At 71.1% G+C, this 14,444-nt stretch carries 13 protein-coding genes and 2 tRNA genes; 7 read left to right on the top strand and 8 right to left on the bottom strand.

What is annotated here, in order from left to right; translation table 11 throughout:
- Nucleotides 1-185 precede the first annotated feature (185 nt).
- Together AB0C96_RS18190 and AB0C96_RS18185 are read left to right on the top strand one after the other, a co-directional pair.
- Nucleotides 186-944 (top strand): IclR family transcriptional regulator C-terminal domain-containing protein, encoded by a 759-nt coding sequence (locus AB0C96_RS18190; protein WP_362918575.1) that lies wholly within the window; start codon nt 186-188, stop codon nt 942-944.
- 75 nt (nt 945-1,019) lie between these two features.
- Nucleotides 1,020-1,093 (top strand) — tRNA-Lys (locus tag AB0C96_RS18185).
- A gap of 60 nt (nt 1,094-1,153) precedes the next feature.
- Here the strand turns inward: AB0C96_RS18185 and AB0C96_RS18180 are convergent.
- The 4 genes from AB0C96_RS18180 to AB0C96_RS18165 all read right to left on the bottom strand — a co-directional run bounded on the left by AB0C96_RS18180 (nt 1,154) and on the right by AB0C96_RS18165 (nt 5,343).
- Nucleotides 1,154-2,902: an AMP-binding protein gene (locus tag AB0C96_RS18180; RefSeq protein WP_362918573.1), complete on the bottom strand. Its 1,749-nt coding sequence runs from the start codon at nt 2,900-2,902 to the stop codon at nt 1,154-1,156.
- A 60-nt stretch (nt 2,903-2,962) separates the two neighbouring features.
- Nucleotides 2,963-3,556 carry a lytic polysaccharide monooxygenase auxiliary activity family 9 protein gene (locus AB0C96_RS18175; RefSeq protein WP_362918571.1) on the bottom strand — a complete coding sequence of 198 codons (594 nt, stop codon included), beginning with the start codon at nt 3,554-3,556 and terminating at the stop codon, nt 2,963-2,965.
- 162 nt (nt 3,557-3,718) lie between these two features.
- The gene (locus AB0C96_RS18170) at nt 3,719-4,894 is read right to left on the bottom strand and encodes a hypothetical protein (protein ID WP_362918569.1); all 1,176 of its coding nucleotides are present in this window, start codon (nt 4,892-4,894) and stop codon (nt 3,719-3,721) included.
- A 29-nt stretch (nt 4,895-4,923) separates the two neighbouring features.
- Nucleotides 4,924-5,343 (bottom strand): SsgA family sporulation/cell division regulator, encoded by a 420-nt coding sequence (locus AB0C96_RS18165; protein WP_362918567.1) that lies wholly within the window; start codon nt 5,341-5,343, stop codon nt 4,924-4,926.
- A gap of 479 nt (nt 5,344-5,822) precedes the next feature.
- Between AB0C96_RS18165 and AB0C96_RS18160 the strand changes: the two genes are divergently transcribed.
- The 3 genes from AB0C96_RS18160 (at nt 5,823) to AB0C96_RS18150 (ending at nt 10,455) form a co-directional block, all read left to right on the top strand.
- A tRNA-Lys gene (locus AB0C96_RS18160) sits at nt 5,823-5,896 on the top strand.
- 699 nt (nt 5,897-6,595) lie between these two features.
- Nucleotides 6,596-8,503, top strand: a complete 1,908-nt coding sequence (locus AB0C96_RS18155; RefSeq protein ID WP_362918565.1) for a cellulose synthase catalytic subunit — start codon at nt 6,596-6,598, stop codon at nt 8,501-8,503.
- On the top strand, nt 8,500-10,455 hold the full coding sequence (locus tag AB0C96_RS18150; protein ID WP_362918563.1) for a kelch motif-containing protein: 1,956 nt from the start codon (nt 8,500-8,502) through the stop codon (nt 10,453-10,455). Before AB0C96_RS18155 ends, AB0C96_RS18150 begins: the two co-directional genes overlap by 4 nt.
- A 47-nt stretch (nt 10,456-10,502) precedes the next feature.
- On the opposite strand, the gene AB0C96_RS18145 is transcribed toward AB0C96_RS18150, so the two are convergent.
- The 4 genes from AB0C96_RS18145 to AB0C96_RS18130 form a co-directional block, all read right to left on the bottom strand.
- Nucleotides 10,503-11,507, bottom strand: coding sequence for a glycoside hydrolase family 6 protein (locus AB0C96_RS18145; RefSeq protein ID WP_362918561.1), 1,005 nt, complete (start codon nt 11,505-11,507; stop codon nt 10,503-10,505).
- Between the two features lie 194 nt (nt 11,508-11,701).
- Nucleotides 11,702-12,103: a hypothetical protein gene (locus AB0C96_RS18140; protein WP_362918559.1), complete on the bottom strand. Its 402-nt coding sequence runs from the start codon at nt 12,101-12,103 to the stop codon at nt 11,702-11,704.
- An 84-nt stretch (nt 12,104-12,187) separates the two neighbouring features.
- Entirely contained in the window at nt 12,188-12,967 is a 780-nt protein-coding gene (locus tag AB0C96_RS18135; RefSeq protein ID WP_362918557.1) for an HAD-IIA family hydrolase, read from the bottom strand.
- A 136-nt stretch (nt 12,968-13,103) separates the two neighbouring features.
- Nucleotides 13,104-13,409, bottom strand: coding sequence for a hypothetical protein (locus tag AB0C96_RS18130; protein WP_362918555.1), 306 nt, complete (start codon nt 13,407-13,409; stop codon nt 13,104-13,106).
- 173 nt (nt 13,410-13,582) lie between these two features.
- Between AB0C96_RS18130 and AB0C96_RS18125 the strand changes: the two genes are divergently transcribed.
- Together AB0C96_RS18125 and AB0C96_RS18120 are read left to right on the top strand one after the other, a co-directional pair.
- Entirely contained in the window at nt 13,583-14,125 is a 543-nt protein-coding gene (locus AB0C96_RS18125; RefSeq protein WP_362918553.1) for a UTRA domain-containing protein, read from the top strand.
- The coding region (locus AB0C96_RS18120; RefSeq protein WP_362918551.1) for a winged helix-turn-helix domain-containing protein at nt 14,122-14,444 on the top strand (323 nt) is incomplete at its 3' end. The genes AB0C96_RS18125 and AB0C96_RS18120, both read left to right, overlap by 4 nt.

The following is a 14,444-nucleotide window of genomic DNA, read 5'->3' as shown; positions in this document are numbered from 1 at the left end:
ACTGGCCCAAGCCGCAGTACAGAAAAGCAGGACGCAACTCTTTTCAGTCAAGACCCCCTCCATCGAGGGCCGTTGACCGCTATCGTGATAGCAGCCCCGTTGTCCGGCATCGGTTGCACATGTGTCGAGCGTGTCCGGCGGCGGTGGCCACGAAGCAAGCGGTACCAACCTGCTAGGGGGACACCGTGGCGCTGAAGCCCGAGCCGACCGCGCCGTTCCATTCGGTGCAGTACGCACTTCGCGTGCTCGAAACGATCTCCAGGCACGCCGGCGGCGTGACCGATGCGCAGATCGCCCGCGAAACCAGACTGTCCCCGGGTCAGCTCACCCACATGCTGTCGATGCTGCGACGCGAGGGCTACGTCGAGCAGATGTCCGACGGCGCATACGTCGTGGGCGAGTCGCTCCTGCTCCTGGGGTCGGGGAGCAACCGCGACCAGGCCCTGCGCGACAAGCTCCAGCTCACCCTCGACCAGCTCCGGGACTCGGTCGGCGCGGCGGTCTACATCAGCCGGTACATCGACGGCGAGGTCAAGATCCTCCACTACGCCGACGGACCGCTGGCGCCGAAGGTCAACGAGTGGGCCGAATTCCGCCGCACCGCCCACGCCAGCGCGGTCGGCAAGTGTCTGCTCGCCCAGCTGGACCACGACGGACGCAAGGACCACCTCTCGCGCCACAAGACCGCCCGGCTCACGTCCCGGACGATCACCAACGAGAAGGTCCTGTTCCACAAGCTCGACAGCCAGCCGCCCACGGTGCCCGTCCTGGACCTCCAGGAGTACGCCGTCGGCACGGTCTGCGCGGCCGTGCCGATCACCGCCGGTGCGACGGTCGGCTGCCTCGCGCTGTCCATGCCGCTGGAGAACGCCCACCGTCTGCGCCAGGCGGCCGACACCCTCAATCGCAAGGCGGCTCCGGTACTGCTCTCGCTGGCGATCTGAGCGGCCCGACCGGGGCGGCACCGAAGGTGGTCATGAGCACCCCTCTCGACCAGGTAGTATTTCTTTCGTCAGCGCGCGCCGCTAGCTCAGTTGGTTAGAGCAGCTGACTCTTAATCAGCGGGTCCGGGGTTCGAGTCCCTGGCGGCGCACGTAGGAAGTGGGCGTTTCCGGTTCTCCGGGAACGCCCACTTCGTCGTTTCCCCGTGCGGTCAGCGGTCCAGGACGTGGTCCCGGTCGTGCTCCCGGTAGAGCGCCAGGAGGGCGGCCCGGTCCTCGTCGGTGAACCGGCGGTACCCGGTCCCGGGCGGGGTCGTCGCCCCGATCGGGGTCCACCACACCGGCCCGGGACAGCGGAACCCGGCCCGCCGCAGCGCCACGCGGTGCACCTTGTTCGTGGCCGTCACCGGCAGGGCCGGCACCGTCCGGACGAACCGGGGCGCCATCTTCGTGCCGAGGTCGGGCTGGGCGGCGAGGAAGGCCGTGAAGTCGTCCGGGTCGAAGCCGGCGCCGTCGCGGAGCGCCAGGGCCGCCATCACCTGGTCCCCGGCGACGGGGTCGGGCACGGCGTAGACGGCGACGCCGGCGGCCGGGGGGTACCGGGCGAGGATGTTCTCGATCATGGCGGCGGCCAGGTTCTCGCTGTCGACGCGTAGCCGGTCGTCGGTGCGCCCGGCGAAGTGGAAGAAGCCCTCGGCGTCCCGGAAGAAGAGGTCACCGGTCCAGTACCACCCCGCACCGGCCCCGCCCGCGGCCCGGCCGCGGGTGCGCGCGGCGGTCGCCTCGGGGTTGCGCCAGTACCCCTCGAAGGAGCTGCGGCCGCGGTTGACCAGCTCCCCGATGGCCTCCCGCCCGTTCAGCAGCCGCCCGGCCGGGTCGAACCGGGCGCGCGGCAGCTCGGCACCGGTCTCGGGGTCCACGACGGCCAGGTCGTCGCCCGGCGCGGGCCGCCCGACGGCGCCGCGCGGGGTGTCCGGTGTGCGCTGGATCGCGGCGCCGCCCTCGGAGGAGCCGTACCCCTCGATCAGCCGGACGCCGAACCGCTCGGCGAAGCGTGCGGCGTCCACCGCGCCCGCCTCGGTGCCGAACCCGGTGCGCAGCCGATGGTCCCGGTCATCGGGGGCCGGCGGGGTGGCCAGCAGGTACTGCACGGCCCGGCCGACGTAGGTGAAGTACGTGGCCCCGTGGCGGCGCACGTCGGGGAGGAAGGCGGAAGCCGAGAAGCGGCGGCGCAGCGCGATGGCCGCACCGCCGGCCAGCGCCGGGGCCCAGCCGGCGATCACGGCGTTGCCGTGGAACATCGGCATGCAGAGGTAGTGGACGTCGTCCCGCCGCACCCCGAAGTAGCCGACCAGCGCGTGGCCGGCGGCGGCCAGCCGGCCCTGGCTGCACAGGGCGGCCTTGGGTGCGCCCGTGGAGCCGGAGGTGAAGCAGAGCAGCATCCGGGAGGCCGGCGTCGGGGTGCGGGCGCCACCGGTGACGGCGGTGATCTCCTCGGGTGCCGCCCCCTCGTACGGCGCGAGCAGCTCCCGGTAGGGCGGTTCGTCGACGACCAGGACCCGGTCGGGCGGGAGGGGGAGGTCCAGGCCGGCCAGCAGCGGTAGGTGGGCGCGTTCGGTGACGAGCAGCGCGCAGTCGGTGTGGGTGAGGTCGCGGACCAGTTCCGGTCCGCGCCGGGTGGGGTTGATCCCGGCCACCGCGGCCCCGGCGAGCGCCGCCGCACTCAGCCACAGCGGGTACTCCGGCACGTTGTCCAGCAGCACCCCGACGTGCGGCTCCGCGCCCCGCGGCAACAGCTCCCGCAGCAGCGCGGCGCGGGCCGCCGCCGCACCGGCCATCTCGTGGTGGGTGAAGGTCAGTTGGCCGAACTTCACGCCGACCCGGTGATCACCCCACTGCGCCTGCACCAGCTCGGCGACGGTACCCGCGCCGCCCCCGCCCCTTGCGCCCTCGGCCGTCATGCCGCCGCAGCGTAACTGACGCAACGTCAGATTGACAGGGCAGGCGTACGCCAGGGAGCGTCAGGAGAGGTCGACGTCCGAGCAGGCGTAGAAGGCGTTGCCGGTGTCGGCGATGTTCCAGACGCCGAGGATGATGTGGTGGCCGGACTTCTGGGTGGGGACGGTGCCCTGGTGCTGGACGGTCTCGCCGGGACGCGCGCCGCCCATCGGGACCGTCATGAACGGTTCGGGTTCGAGGTCGGCGCGGGTGAGCGGCTTGCCGGGGTCGTAGCCGTCCTTGGTGATGAAGTACTCGAAGTCCGTGGTGGCGTGCCGTGCGGTGAGCCGCCAGGTGAAGGTGTAGCCCTGCCCCGGGGAGAGCTTGGTGGCCGGCCAGTTGCCGCCGCGCGGATCGTCCAGCTCGGCGAAGGCGTCATGGCCGCCGGAACAGATCTTGCCGTCCGCGGGCCCGGAGGCCGGGAAGCCCTTGGGGGCCTCGACGCTCTGCGGTTCGTACTGAATCGCGCCGCAGTCCTTGACGGTGCCGTTGGCGCAGAGCGCCTGCCGGCTGGGGGGTGCGTCGCTGTACCCGTGGCCGGCGGCACTGCCCGTCGAGAGCAGGGAGACGCCGATGACACCGAGGCCGACCACGACGGCGCTGATCTTTTTGCGCATGCTTCGCTCCTGGAGAACGTGGGGGAGTTCCGTGAGCCGAGAGAGGCGATGTGCGGTCTAGACCACGAGGCAGACTAATCAGCGGCGCCGGGCATGTCCATACCAATGAACGGCCGCGGCCAGGAGGGGGCCGGGCCGCGGCCGGGGTGGGGAGGGTCGACGTCAGGCGGCTTGGGTCAGCGCGGCTTCCGGGGGGCGGGCGGCGGCCTGCACCAGGGCCGTGTACGTGCGGCGGAGGGCGATCAAGGACTCCTGGGCCTCGCGGTAGACCGCGGCGTCGGGGCCGCCGCGGTGGGCGAGGGTGCGCACCGGCGCACAGTGCCGGTCCATGGCGCTGAGCCAGGCGCGGTGCTGCGCCGGGAGGTGGCGGCGCACCTGCTGGCGCCGCCCCTCGCCCATCCGGCGGCCGCCGACGCCCAGCACCGCGTCGGCCGCCTGGAGCACCGGCGGCTCCAGGGCGCCCTGCTCGACCAGTGCGGCGAGCACCGCGCGCTGCTGCGCGGTCGCCGGCGCGGCCGCCAACTCCGCAGCCTCGGCGTGCAGTTGGGCGCGCAGGGCGTGATGGACGCGGACCAGGCGGCGGAGCGCGGTCGGGGTGGAGGAGTCGTCCGGCGCGCGGCCGGCGAGGGTTTCGGCGAGCCGGAAGAGCCAGATGCCGTGCGCCTCCAGGCGGGTCGCGGCCAGCATCAGCCGGTCCAGCCGGCTGAGCGGCTGCCCCTCCGGCGCCCAGCGGACGATCGGCACCAGGGCTTCGGTGCGGGCCAGCTGGTCGATGGGGATGTGGCGGCGCGGTTTGCGCTCCGGGGCCCAGTTGTGCAGCGCGAGGGTGGGCAGGGCGACGAACTGGTCATGGTCGATGCGGTGCGCGATGGCCGCCCACAGGTCGAGGAACGCCTCGTCGGCCACCTCGCGTGCGGCCGGCGCCTGCGGGTCGAGCCCGCTCCAGCCGCAGGACACCGCGATCACGGCGATGCGCATCGCGGCGGCCTCCGCATTGCGCGTGGAGAGCCGGGATACCCGCTGCCGCAGGGCGGACAACTCCTCGGCGTGGCGGGCCCGTTCGACCAGCGCGACGGCCGCCTCGCGGTCCGGCGCGACCGCGGCGGCCCGCGCCATGGCGTCCAGCCGGGTCCAGGTTCCGATCATGGAGCGGACGGGTGGCCGTTCGGGCAGGAAGCCGTGTGCGCAGGGGTCGTGCGGTGCGGGCGCGCCGGCCACCGCCGCTTCGGGGCAGTCCCCGGCCGCCCCGGACGGCTCCGTGCCGCGCCGGGCCGCCGGTATGCCGTGGCCGATCCCGGCCGGACCCCCGTCCGCCGGTGCCACGACAGCTCCGTTCACAGCCGTACTCATCATCGTCGTGCCCCCCATCAGCACTTTCCCGCCAACAGCCGGGCAAGGTGGGTGTCCATGTCGAGGTAGCGGCCCTCCTCGCCGGGTGCGACGATCGCCGCGGTCTGCTCCAGCCAGGCGGTCAGCTCCGTCGCGCCCACGGAGAGCTCGCAGACGCTGTCGTCCGTGGCGAGCTCGATGTGGACACGGCGCGCCGCGTCCGGTCGGCGGACCGGCCACACCCGGACGTCGCCCTTCCCCGCCTCGACGGACAGCCCGGCCAGCAGCAGGTCGCGGGCGAACAGCCAGGTCGCGACCGTGTGGCCGCGGCTGATGAAGGCGACCTCGACCTCGTACGGGCGGTCACTGCGATAGCCGAACCGACCGGCCACCGGAACCGCTTCGTCCGGCCCGAGGAGGAGCTGCATCTCAAGGGTGCGCTTGGCTGTCGACACCACGACGATCAACCTTTCCGTCGGAGGGGCGAGTCCCGGGGACCCGGTCCGGGGCGCGCGTCCTGGCAGACGTTGCTGTGGAGGGTGGGGTTGCAGGAGGCGGAGGATGAGTGACGGACGCCATGGTCGTGGACCCCTCCTCACCCGTTCCTCATGCGTTTCTCCTGCGTTGCGTTCCCTCACCTCGGGATTCGCCTCAGCCTCTCAATCAGCAGGAGATATCGCATGTTGACGGGGCAACTGGTGATCTACGGCCCGGGACGCGCTGAACTCGATCTTCACAGAGCATTTCGGGCGGCCCGGTAGGCGAAGGTCCCGAGATCAAGGGACTTTCGCCCCGTGGGGAGAGCGGGCGCGGTGCGGTATAGGGGTACGGACGGGCGGCGGCGAGTGGCGCGGATCACACGACCCGAGGGCGTGGGCGGCCCGGTCGTGGGTAGGGAGCACCTCCCGATGTCGTGTAAAGTTCTTCAGGTCAGCGCGCGCCGCTAGCTCAGTTGGTTAGAGCAGCTGACTCTTAATCAGCGGGTCCGGGGTTCGAGTCCCTGGCGGCGCACGTCACACTGAGGCCCCTCGCCGAGCGAGGGGCCTCAGTCATGTCCGGGGAGCCGGGCCGTGGAGGCCGGCACCGAGGGTCGGCCGGCCCGGCCCCGCTCGCCCCGTCCGGCGAGCGCTCCCCTCCCCTCCCCTCCCCCTCCCCCTCCGGTGACCGCTCCATGGATTCCGCCGCCCCGGGCAGCCGCCCTGGGCAGCCGTCGCAGGCAGCCACCCGGGCGGCCGTCGCGGTCCGGAACGCCGGCGCCCAGGCCGAAGATGTGCACCGGCCTCCGTAGCCACTTCGGCCATAGCGGCAAATACCGTCGGAAGACGGCCAGTTGCCGACGACATCGGACCCAAGTGATGCGCGCTGCGCCATACACCGTCCCGCATTGCACGCTCTTGTCCGTATCCACCCTGGTAGCGCCTTGCGATCATGGGGTGGGTTCGGGAACCTGACCTGGTAACTCGGCTGAAAAGAGGCTGGGTTCAGCTCAATAGAGGGCAAGGGGATACTTCGGTTGGCGTGATGTGGACGCGGGGAGTCCGCGGCTTGGCAGGATCGCGGAGCGTTCAGAAAATGCGCAACCGGAAGACGGCCGTCACCGTCCGACGGTGTAGGCGGCCGACACCACAGAGCCCGAGTCGGTCGAGGGGGACCGGGTTCGGGACATCAGCAACGGCACGCAGCCCGTGCTGCGTGCGGGGGGATGGACTCATGACGTCGCCGCCTGACGACGCCCGGCCGGAGCGTTCGTTCGATCCGTCCGCCACCACGCGCCTGCGCATACCGCGCGAGCACTGGCAACGGCGGATCACGCGCAAACCGCTGCCGCGCTTCGACTACGAGCACTACAGCCGGCTGGCCGGACCGCTCACCCAGCCCGATCCGGACCGGCCCTACACGGTCCGCTACCGCTCGCTGCTCGCGGACGAACCGCACCGCATCCGGGCGGCGCTGCTGCTGGGGGCCGCCCCGCTGCTCTCGCTGGGGCTGCTCGCCTGGCTGCTGCAACCGTCGCACTGGACCCAACGCGACTACCCCGCCTACCCGTTCCTGCCGGCGCTGGACACCGTCATGCTGGTCTCGATCGGACTGATCGAGTTCTTCCGCTGCATGAACGTGCTGTCCAACGCGCACGCCACGCTCGTCGCCCGCGACCCGGTCCCGGTCATACCCGAGAGCGGCACCCGGGTCGCCTTCCTCACCTCGTTCGTGCCCGGCAAGGAGCCGCTGGACATGGTGACGAGGACGCTGGAGGCGGCGGTCAAGGTCCGGCACCGCGGACTGCTGCACGTCTGGCTGCTGGACGAGGGGGACGACCCCCAGGTCAAGGAGGTCTGCCGGCGGCTGGGCGTGCACCACTTCACCCGCAAGGGCGTGCCGGAGTGGAATCAGGCCAAGGGGCCACATCGCGCCAAGACCAAGCACGGCAACTACAACGCCTGGCTACAGGCGCACGGCGACGCCTACGACTACTTCGCCTCCGTCGACACCGACCACGTACCGCTGCCCAACTACCTAGAGCGGATGCTGGGCTTCTTCCGCGACCCGGACGTCGGCTTCGTGATCGGCCCGCAGGTGTACGGCAACTACGACACCTTCGTCACCAAGGCCGCCGAGTCCCAGCAGTTCCTCTTCCACGCGCTGATCCAGCGGGCCGGCAACCGCTACGGCGCGCCGATGTTCGTCGGCACCTCCAACGCCGTGCGGATCAGCGCGCTCAAGCAGATCGGCGGGCTGTACGACTCGATCACCGAGGACATGGCGACCGGGTTCGAGATGCACCGGCACCGCAATCCGGCGACCGGCAGGAAGTGGCGCTCGGTCTACACCCCGGACGTGCTCGCGGTCGGCGAGGGGCCGACGGCCTGGACGGACTTCTTCACCCAGCAGCTGCGCTGGTCGCGCGGGACGTACGAGACGATCCTCAAGCAGTTCTGGAAGGCGCCGTTCACGCTGCCGCCGGGCCGGCTCTTCAACTACACCATGATGGTGATCTTCTATCCGATGTCGGCGCTGAACTGGATCCTGGCGGCGCTCAGTTGCGCGCTGTTCCTGGGCCTCGGCGCCTCCGGCGTACAGATCGATCCGTCGGTGTGGATGATGCTCTACGGCAACGCCTCGGCGCTCCAGATCGGGCTGTACGTGTGGAACCGGCGGCACAACGTCTCGCCGCACGAGCCCGAGGGGTCCGGTGGGGTCGCCGGCATGGTGATGTCGGCGCTCTCCGCGCCGATCTACGCACGGTCGCTGTTCGATGCCGTACTGCGCCGCAAGAGCCGGTTCGTGGTGACGCCGAAGGGCGACTCGTCCAGCCCGGACACGCTCTTCGGCACCTTCCGGGTGCACCTCTTCTTCCTCCTCGTCTTCGGCGGTTCGCTGGGCGCCTCCTTCGTCCTGGGACACAGCCATCCGGCGATGATCACCTGGGCGTCGCTGGCGCTGCTGATCACGGTGGCACCGATCGTGGCGTGGCGGCTGGGCGTGCGGGCCGAGAAGCGGAAGCGGAGAGCCGGTGCGCCCGGTGGTGAGGCCGCCGGTGCGCCCGCCGGCCGGGCCGCCGATCCCGGCGCCACGTCCGAACAGAGCCTTCAGACCGCCCTTGGGGGACGCCCGTCATGATGTACCGTCCGAGCCGTCGCACCCGCAGGGTGGCCATAACGACCGGGGTGGTGCTCGTACTGGCCGGGATGAACGGTCCCGCCCTCTACGGCTTCGCCTCGAAGCAGTACCACGACTACGAGATCAACAAGCCCGAGTACAAGGCGGCGAACGGCCACTGGGACGTCGTCGACGTCCCCGACAGGTACCGCATCAACACCATCCACGCGGCCCTGCTGCACACCGGGAAGGTGCTGCTGGTCGCCGGCTCCGGCAACAACGCAGCGAACTTCCGGGCCAAGTCGTTCCGCACGGTCCTGTGGGACCCCGAGAAGAACACCTTCAAGAACATCCCCACGCCCAAGGACCTCTTCTGCTCCGGGCACACCCAACTCCCGGACGGGAAGCTGCTGGTGGCCGGTGGCACCCAGCGCTACGAGAAGCTCCAGGGCGATGTGAAGAAGGCCGGCGGCCTCATGATCGTCTACAACGAGAACCCGGACGGGCCGCGCACCTTCCCGGCCGGCACGCTCTTCACCGGCAAGCAGAACGGCAAGACCTTCGCCTCCAAGGACCCGATCGTGGTGCCGCGGGCGAAGAAGACCAAGGACCCGGTGACCGGCGCGGTGACCGTGACCCATAGCGAGGCCCGGGTCTACGTCGAGGCGCTCAAGGACGGCCCGTCGCACTCCACGGGCGCCCAGGACAACTACCGCATCCACGGTCTGACCGGCGCGGACGCCCACAACTTCTACGGCATCGCACAGAAGCTGTCCTTCGACAAGAAGGACTTCCAGGGGATCAAGGACTCCTTCGAGTTCGACCCGGTGGCCGAGCGCTACGTCCCCGTCGACCCGATGAACGAGGCCCGCTGGTACCCGACGCTGACCACGTTGCAGGACGGCAAGGTGCTCTCCGTCTCCGGGCTGGACGAGATAGGCCAGGTCGTCCCGGGCAAGCAGGAGGTCTACGACCCGACGACGAAGAAGTGGACCTACCTGCCGCACCGGCGCTTCTTCCCGACCTACCCCGCGCTCTTCCTCACCGACCGGGGGCGGATCTTCTACACCGGCTCCAACGCCGGCTACGGCCCGGACAACGTCGGCCGGACGCCGGGCATCTGGGACCTGACGTCGAACACGTTCCAGGTCGTACCGGGGATGAGCGATCCGCAGATCCTGGAGACGTCGATGTCGGTGCTGCTGCCGCCCGCGCAGGACCAGCGGTACATGGTGCTGGGCGGCGGCGGGGTCGGTGAGGACCCCCGGTCCACGGACCACACCCGGATCGTGGACCTGCACGCCCGCGCGCCGCGCTTCAAGGACGGGCCGCCGCTGTACGCCAAGGCCCGCTACCCCAGCAGCGTGATCATGCCGGACGACACCGTGCTGACCACCAACGGCTCGGGTGACTACCGGGGCCGCAGCGACTCCAACGTCCTCAAGGCGGAGCTGTACGACCCGGTGACCAACACCGCCCGGCAGGTGGCCGATCCGCTCGTCGGCCGCAACTACCACTCCGGGGCGCTGCTGCTGCCGGACGGCCGGGTGATGACCTTCGGTTCGGACTCCCTCTACGCCGACAAGGACAACACCAGACCCGGCATCTTCCAGCAGCAGATCGACCTCTACACCCCGCCGTACCTCTTCCGGTCCTCGCGGCCCGAGCTGACGGACACGGCGCCCAGGACCGTCCCGCTGGGCGGCACCGCCACCTACCGCGCCCCGCACGCCGCCACGATCAAGAAGATGCGGCTGCTCCGACCCGGCTCCTTCACGCACGTCACCAACGTCGAACAGCGGTCGGTGGCACTGGACTTCACGGTGGCCAAGGACGGGAACGGGGTGACGGTCACGCTGCCGAAGGACCCCTCGCTGGTGCCGCCCGGGTGGTACATGCTCACCGCGGTGGACGGCAAGGGCACGCCGTCGAAGGCGGTGTGGGTGAAGGTCCCGGTAGCGGAAGCGCCGTAGTCGCACCCCCGAGGCGACGGCGGCCGGCCGCAGCCGGCCGCCGTCGGCTACTGGGCGCGGCGGGCCAGCCCCAGGGCGTACGAGGGCCACCACTCCCCCGCCTTCGGGCCGCCCTTGCAGGTGCCGTCGGATTCACCGGGGCGTTTGATCCAGAGGTAGGCGGCTATCAGCGGGTCGCCGGTCCTGGTGGTCGGCGGGGTGCCCAGGGCGCGGCCGGGCGGGTTGCACCAGTTCTCCGGGTCGTCGCCACCGGGCGCCGGCCCGTTGCCGTTCCGGCTGGTGTCGATGACGAAGCGCTTGCCGCCGACCATCGCCGACAGCCGCTTGCCGTACGCCGCGTTCTCCGCCGTGGTCTGGTAGTTGGAGATGTTCAGTGCGAAGCCGTCGGCGCGGTCGATGCCGGCCCGCTTGAGCGGTTCGACCATCGCGCCCGGGTCCTTGATCCAGCGCGGATTGCCGGCGTCCAGATACACCGTGGTGTGCGGCAGCGCCTTGAGCTTGCCGACCGCCTCCGTCAGCAGGGCGTAGCGCTCCTCCTGGAACTGCGGTGGGGTGCATCTGTCCACGAGGTGCGGCAGCGCGTCGGGCTCCAGGACGACCGTGGCGGCGCGGTCGCCGATCCCCTTGACCACACCGTCCAGCCAGGCCCGGTAGGCGTTGCCGTCCGCGGCGCCGCCCTGTGAATAGCGGCCGCAGTCGCGGTGCGGGATGTCGTAGAGGACCAGCAGCGCCTCGCGGCCGGCCCGGGTCGCCGCCTCGGTGAAGCCACGGGCCTGGCCCTGCGGATCGTCGACCCCTATCCACTCGGCGACCGGCTGCGCGGCGATCCGGTCGATCAGCCGGGCGTCCGCGGCCCGGCCCTCCTTGCCGTAGGCGGACACCTGGCGGGCCGCCCTGCTGTCCGGGTTGACCCAGTACGGAACGGTGGACTTGGGCCGCTGGGCCGGTCTGCCCGGGACCCGGTCGTCGTCGCTGCCGGACGAGGAACAGCCGGCGAGCGCGAGCAGCACCAGCACACCCAGCGCCGCCGCCCGCCGTCGGTTGCCGTACATCCACTCCCCCCTCGGAGCACGGAACGCAGCCGGCGCGAGGCCACCGGCCGCAATCCATCGTGGCACACCGCCGGCCGTCGGACCCGGGCCTGTGGACAAGCCGAACAGCGGCCGCTACGGGGCCCGCCGGCGTGCCCAGGGCCTTGACCCATCGGACAGGCCCTGGGACCCGACCATGCCCCATCGGCCGGCCCCTAGCCCTCCTCGTCCTCACCCTGGCGCTCACGACGCAGCCGCAGCCGGAGCCGCAGCAGCTGTCCCGCGACGACCAGGACGGCACCGCCGACGAGCACCAGGCCGACGGCGGAGGTGCTGCTCAGTTCGCGGTGCCCGGCGGCATGGGTCGCCGGATCGAGAGGGGCGGGCACGTCCCCGAAGGACGCCTCTCCCGCGGACGCGAACGCGCCGGGGGGTGCGCCGTCGGGAGGTGCGCCGTCAGGACGCATCCGTACGTCGCCGGTGACGCGCTCGGCCGCGGCCGGGGTGACGAAGACCGTTCCGGTCACGGCGCCGCGACCGTCCGTGCCGTACGCGGGCGCCGTCGTCACCGCGCAGGCCACGACCGCGGCGCAGAGAGCCAGGTGCGGTGAGCGCATGGTGAACCTCCGATACGTCCGAAGGTCCGCCCGCGCTCACCGGCTCGCATCCCGGTGCGGCCCCCGCATGGGCCGTTCGGGTGCTCAGACCAGGTCGATCAGGTCCGCGATCGAGTCCACGACCCGGGAGGGCCGGAACGGGTGCCGCTCGATCTCCTCGGGCCGGGTCAACCCGGTGAGCACCAGGAACGTCTCCATGCCCGCCTCCAGACCGGCCAGCACATCGGTGTCCATCCGGTCGCCGATCATCGCGGAGGTCTCGGAGTGCGCGCCGATGGCGTTCAGCCCGTGCCGCATCATCAGCGGATTGGGCTTGCCCACGAAGTACGGCTCGACGCCGGTGGCCTTGGTGATCAGCGCGGCGACCGACCCGGTCGCGGGCAGCGGCCCCTGGGGCGACGGGCCGGTCTCGTCGGGGTTGGTCGCGATGAACCGGGCCCCGTCGTCGATCAGCCGGATCGCCTTGGTCAGCGCCTCGAACGAGTACGTTCGAGTCTCTCCGAGAACGACGTAATCGGGGGCGTGGTCGGTCAGGACGTAGCCGATGTCGTGCAGGGCGGTGGTCAGGCCCGCCTCCCCGATGACGTGTGCGGTGCCGCCGGGCCGCTGCTCGTCCAGGAACTGCGCGGTGGCCAGTGCGGACGTCCAGATCGCCTCCACCGGCACGTCCAGCCCGATCCGGCTCAGCCGGGCGTGCAGGTCACGCGGGGTGTAGATGGAGTTGTTGGTCAGCACCAGGAAGGGCTTGCCCGACTCGCGCAGCCGCTTGATGAAGGCCTCCGCCCCGGGGACCGGGACGCCTTCGTGCATCAGGACGCCGTCCATGTCGGTGAGCCATGACTCGATCGGCTTGCGCTCTGCCACTGCCGGACTCCTGCCGTACGCGATGACCAAGGGCGTCGGCCGGTCTTCCGCGCGCACGGGGCCACCGCCCCACGCGTCGTACGTACGGCCGACGCCCCCACCCTAAGTCAGCGGGCCGCGACCGCGACCTCGTCGATCAGTCCCGATCTTCCGGCCCGGGGGCACGGTCGGTCCGCCGGCTCTCCGCAATCCGTCGTACGTCGCCCAGCGCCTCGGCCAGCCGCTCCCCGAGGAAGCGCAGCTCGCCCTTCGACACGCGCTGGTCGTCGAGCATCGCCCGCGCATGGCCGAGTAACTCGGCAGCCATCCCGAGTTGCGTCTCCGCCACCTCGTCGGCGAGGCGGGACACGGGGCCGGTTCCGTCGCCCACGACATAGCAGGCCTTGCCTTCGGGACCTGACCACGGCAGGAGCCGGGCGCGCTGGGGAGGGTTCAGGGGCATGGTGGACCACCGCCTCGTTGCTTGGGGTCGCACACGGCTCATTGGGCCGCGCAACGGCGACAATCATAGAGCTATTCGCGAAATGCATCAAGGCGGGAGTCAGCCGAGGAGTATCACTTACCGTGTAAAGCAGCAAGGTTGGTAGGACGTCGTCGACCGCGCCGGAGGGTGCCGTGAGCAGTGTGGAATGGGTCAGCACGTCAGCCCCGTATCTGACGCCACGTGAGAGGGGGCAGCAGGACGCCTGGAGCACCGAAACCTCGGCCAAGGGCCGCAGGGGCAGCCAGCGCATCGTGCATGCCGGGGAAGTGACCGCGCCTGCCGAGATCGCGGAGGCGCTGGGCGTGGAACAGGGCGCCGCCGTCGTCGTGCGGCGGCGCATCATGTACCTGGACGAGCGGCCGTGCGAACTGACGGACACCTACTACCCGCTGCCCGTCGCCGGCGGCACCCGGCTCGCCGGGACGGCGAAGATCCCGGGCGGGGCGGTCACGCTGCTCGCCGAGCTCGGGTACGTCGGCGTCCGGGCCCGCGAGGACGTCACCGCACGGCTGCCGAGCACCGAGGAAGCCGCGGCCCTGGAAACGGAACTGTTACAGCCGGTGCTCCAGTTGCTCCGGATCACGTTCGACACGCACGACCGGCCCGTCCAGGCAGACAGAATCGTCATGTCCGCGCAGCTCCAGCGACTGCGCTACGACGTCAGGATCGGATGACCATGCCCCACGACGAGACCGAGCCCTTCGACGGCCGTTCGCTGCACGAGCGGATCGCCGCCGATCTGCGCGACGAGATCATGAACGGAGACCTCCCGCCGGGCGCCAGGGTGCCGTCGACGGCTCAGCTCACGGCGAGGTTCGGCGCCTCGAACGCGACGGTGCAGAAGGCGCTGAGGCTCCTGAAGGACGAGCGTCTGGTCGTCGGCCGAGCCGGTTCGGCCGTCACCGTGCGCGCCCGTCGGCAACGCACCATGCGTCCCGCCTCCTACATGGCCCCGGCCACCCAGGGCGATCGCTACCGCTGGCTCACAGAAGC

The organism is Streptomyces sp. NPDC048506 (assembly GCF_040651315.1).
Lineage (GTDB): Bacteria > Actinomycetota > Actinomycetes > Streptomycetales > Streptomycetaceae > Streptomyces.
The sequence above is the reverse complement of the archived record's forward strand: the minus strand, read 5'-3'. Positions and strand labels throughout refer to the sequence as shown.

What these genes read in the sequence shown, in the direction of transcription:
- AB0C96_RS18180 (WP_362918573.1), bottom strand. Translation starts at nt 2,902, where the DNA reads ATGACGGCCGAGGGCGCAAGGGGCGGGGGCGGCGCGGGTACCGTCGCC.
- AB0C96_RS18175 (WP_362918571.1), bottom strand. Translation starts at nt 3,556, where the DNA reads ATGCGCAAAAAGATCAGCGCCGTCGTGGTCGGCCTCGGTGTCATCGGC.
- AB0C96_RS18155 (WP_362918565.1), top strand. Translation starts at nt 6,596, where the DNA reads ATGACGTCGCCGCCTGACGACGCCCGGCCGGAGCGTTCGTTCGATCCG.
- AB0C96_RS18150 (WP_362918563.1), top strand. Translation starts at nt 8,500, where the DNA reads ATGATGTACCGTCCGAGCCGTCGCACCCGCAGGGTGGCCATAACGACC.
- AB0C96_RS18145 (WP_362918561.1), bottom strand. Translation starts at nt 11,507, where the DNA reads ATGTACGGCAACCGACGGCGGGCGGCGGCGCTGGGTGTGCTGGTGCTG.
- AB0C96_RS18140 (WP_362918559.1), bottom strand. Translation starts at nt 12,103, where the DNA reads ATGCGCTCACCGCACCTGGCTCTCTGCGCCGCGGTCGTGGCCTGCGCG.
- AB0C96_RS18130 (WP_362918555.1), bottom strand. Translation starts at nt 13,409, where the DNA reads ATGCCCCTGAACCCTCCCCAGCGCGCCCGGCTCCTGCCGTGGTCAGGT.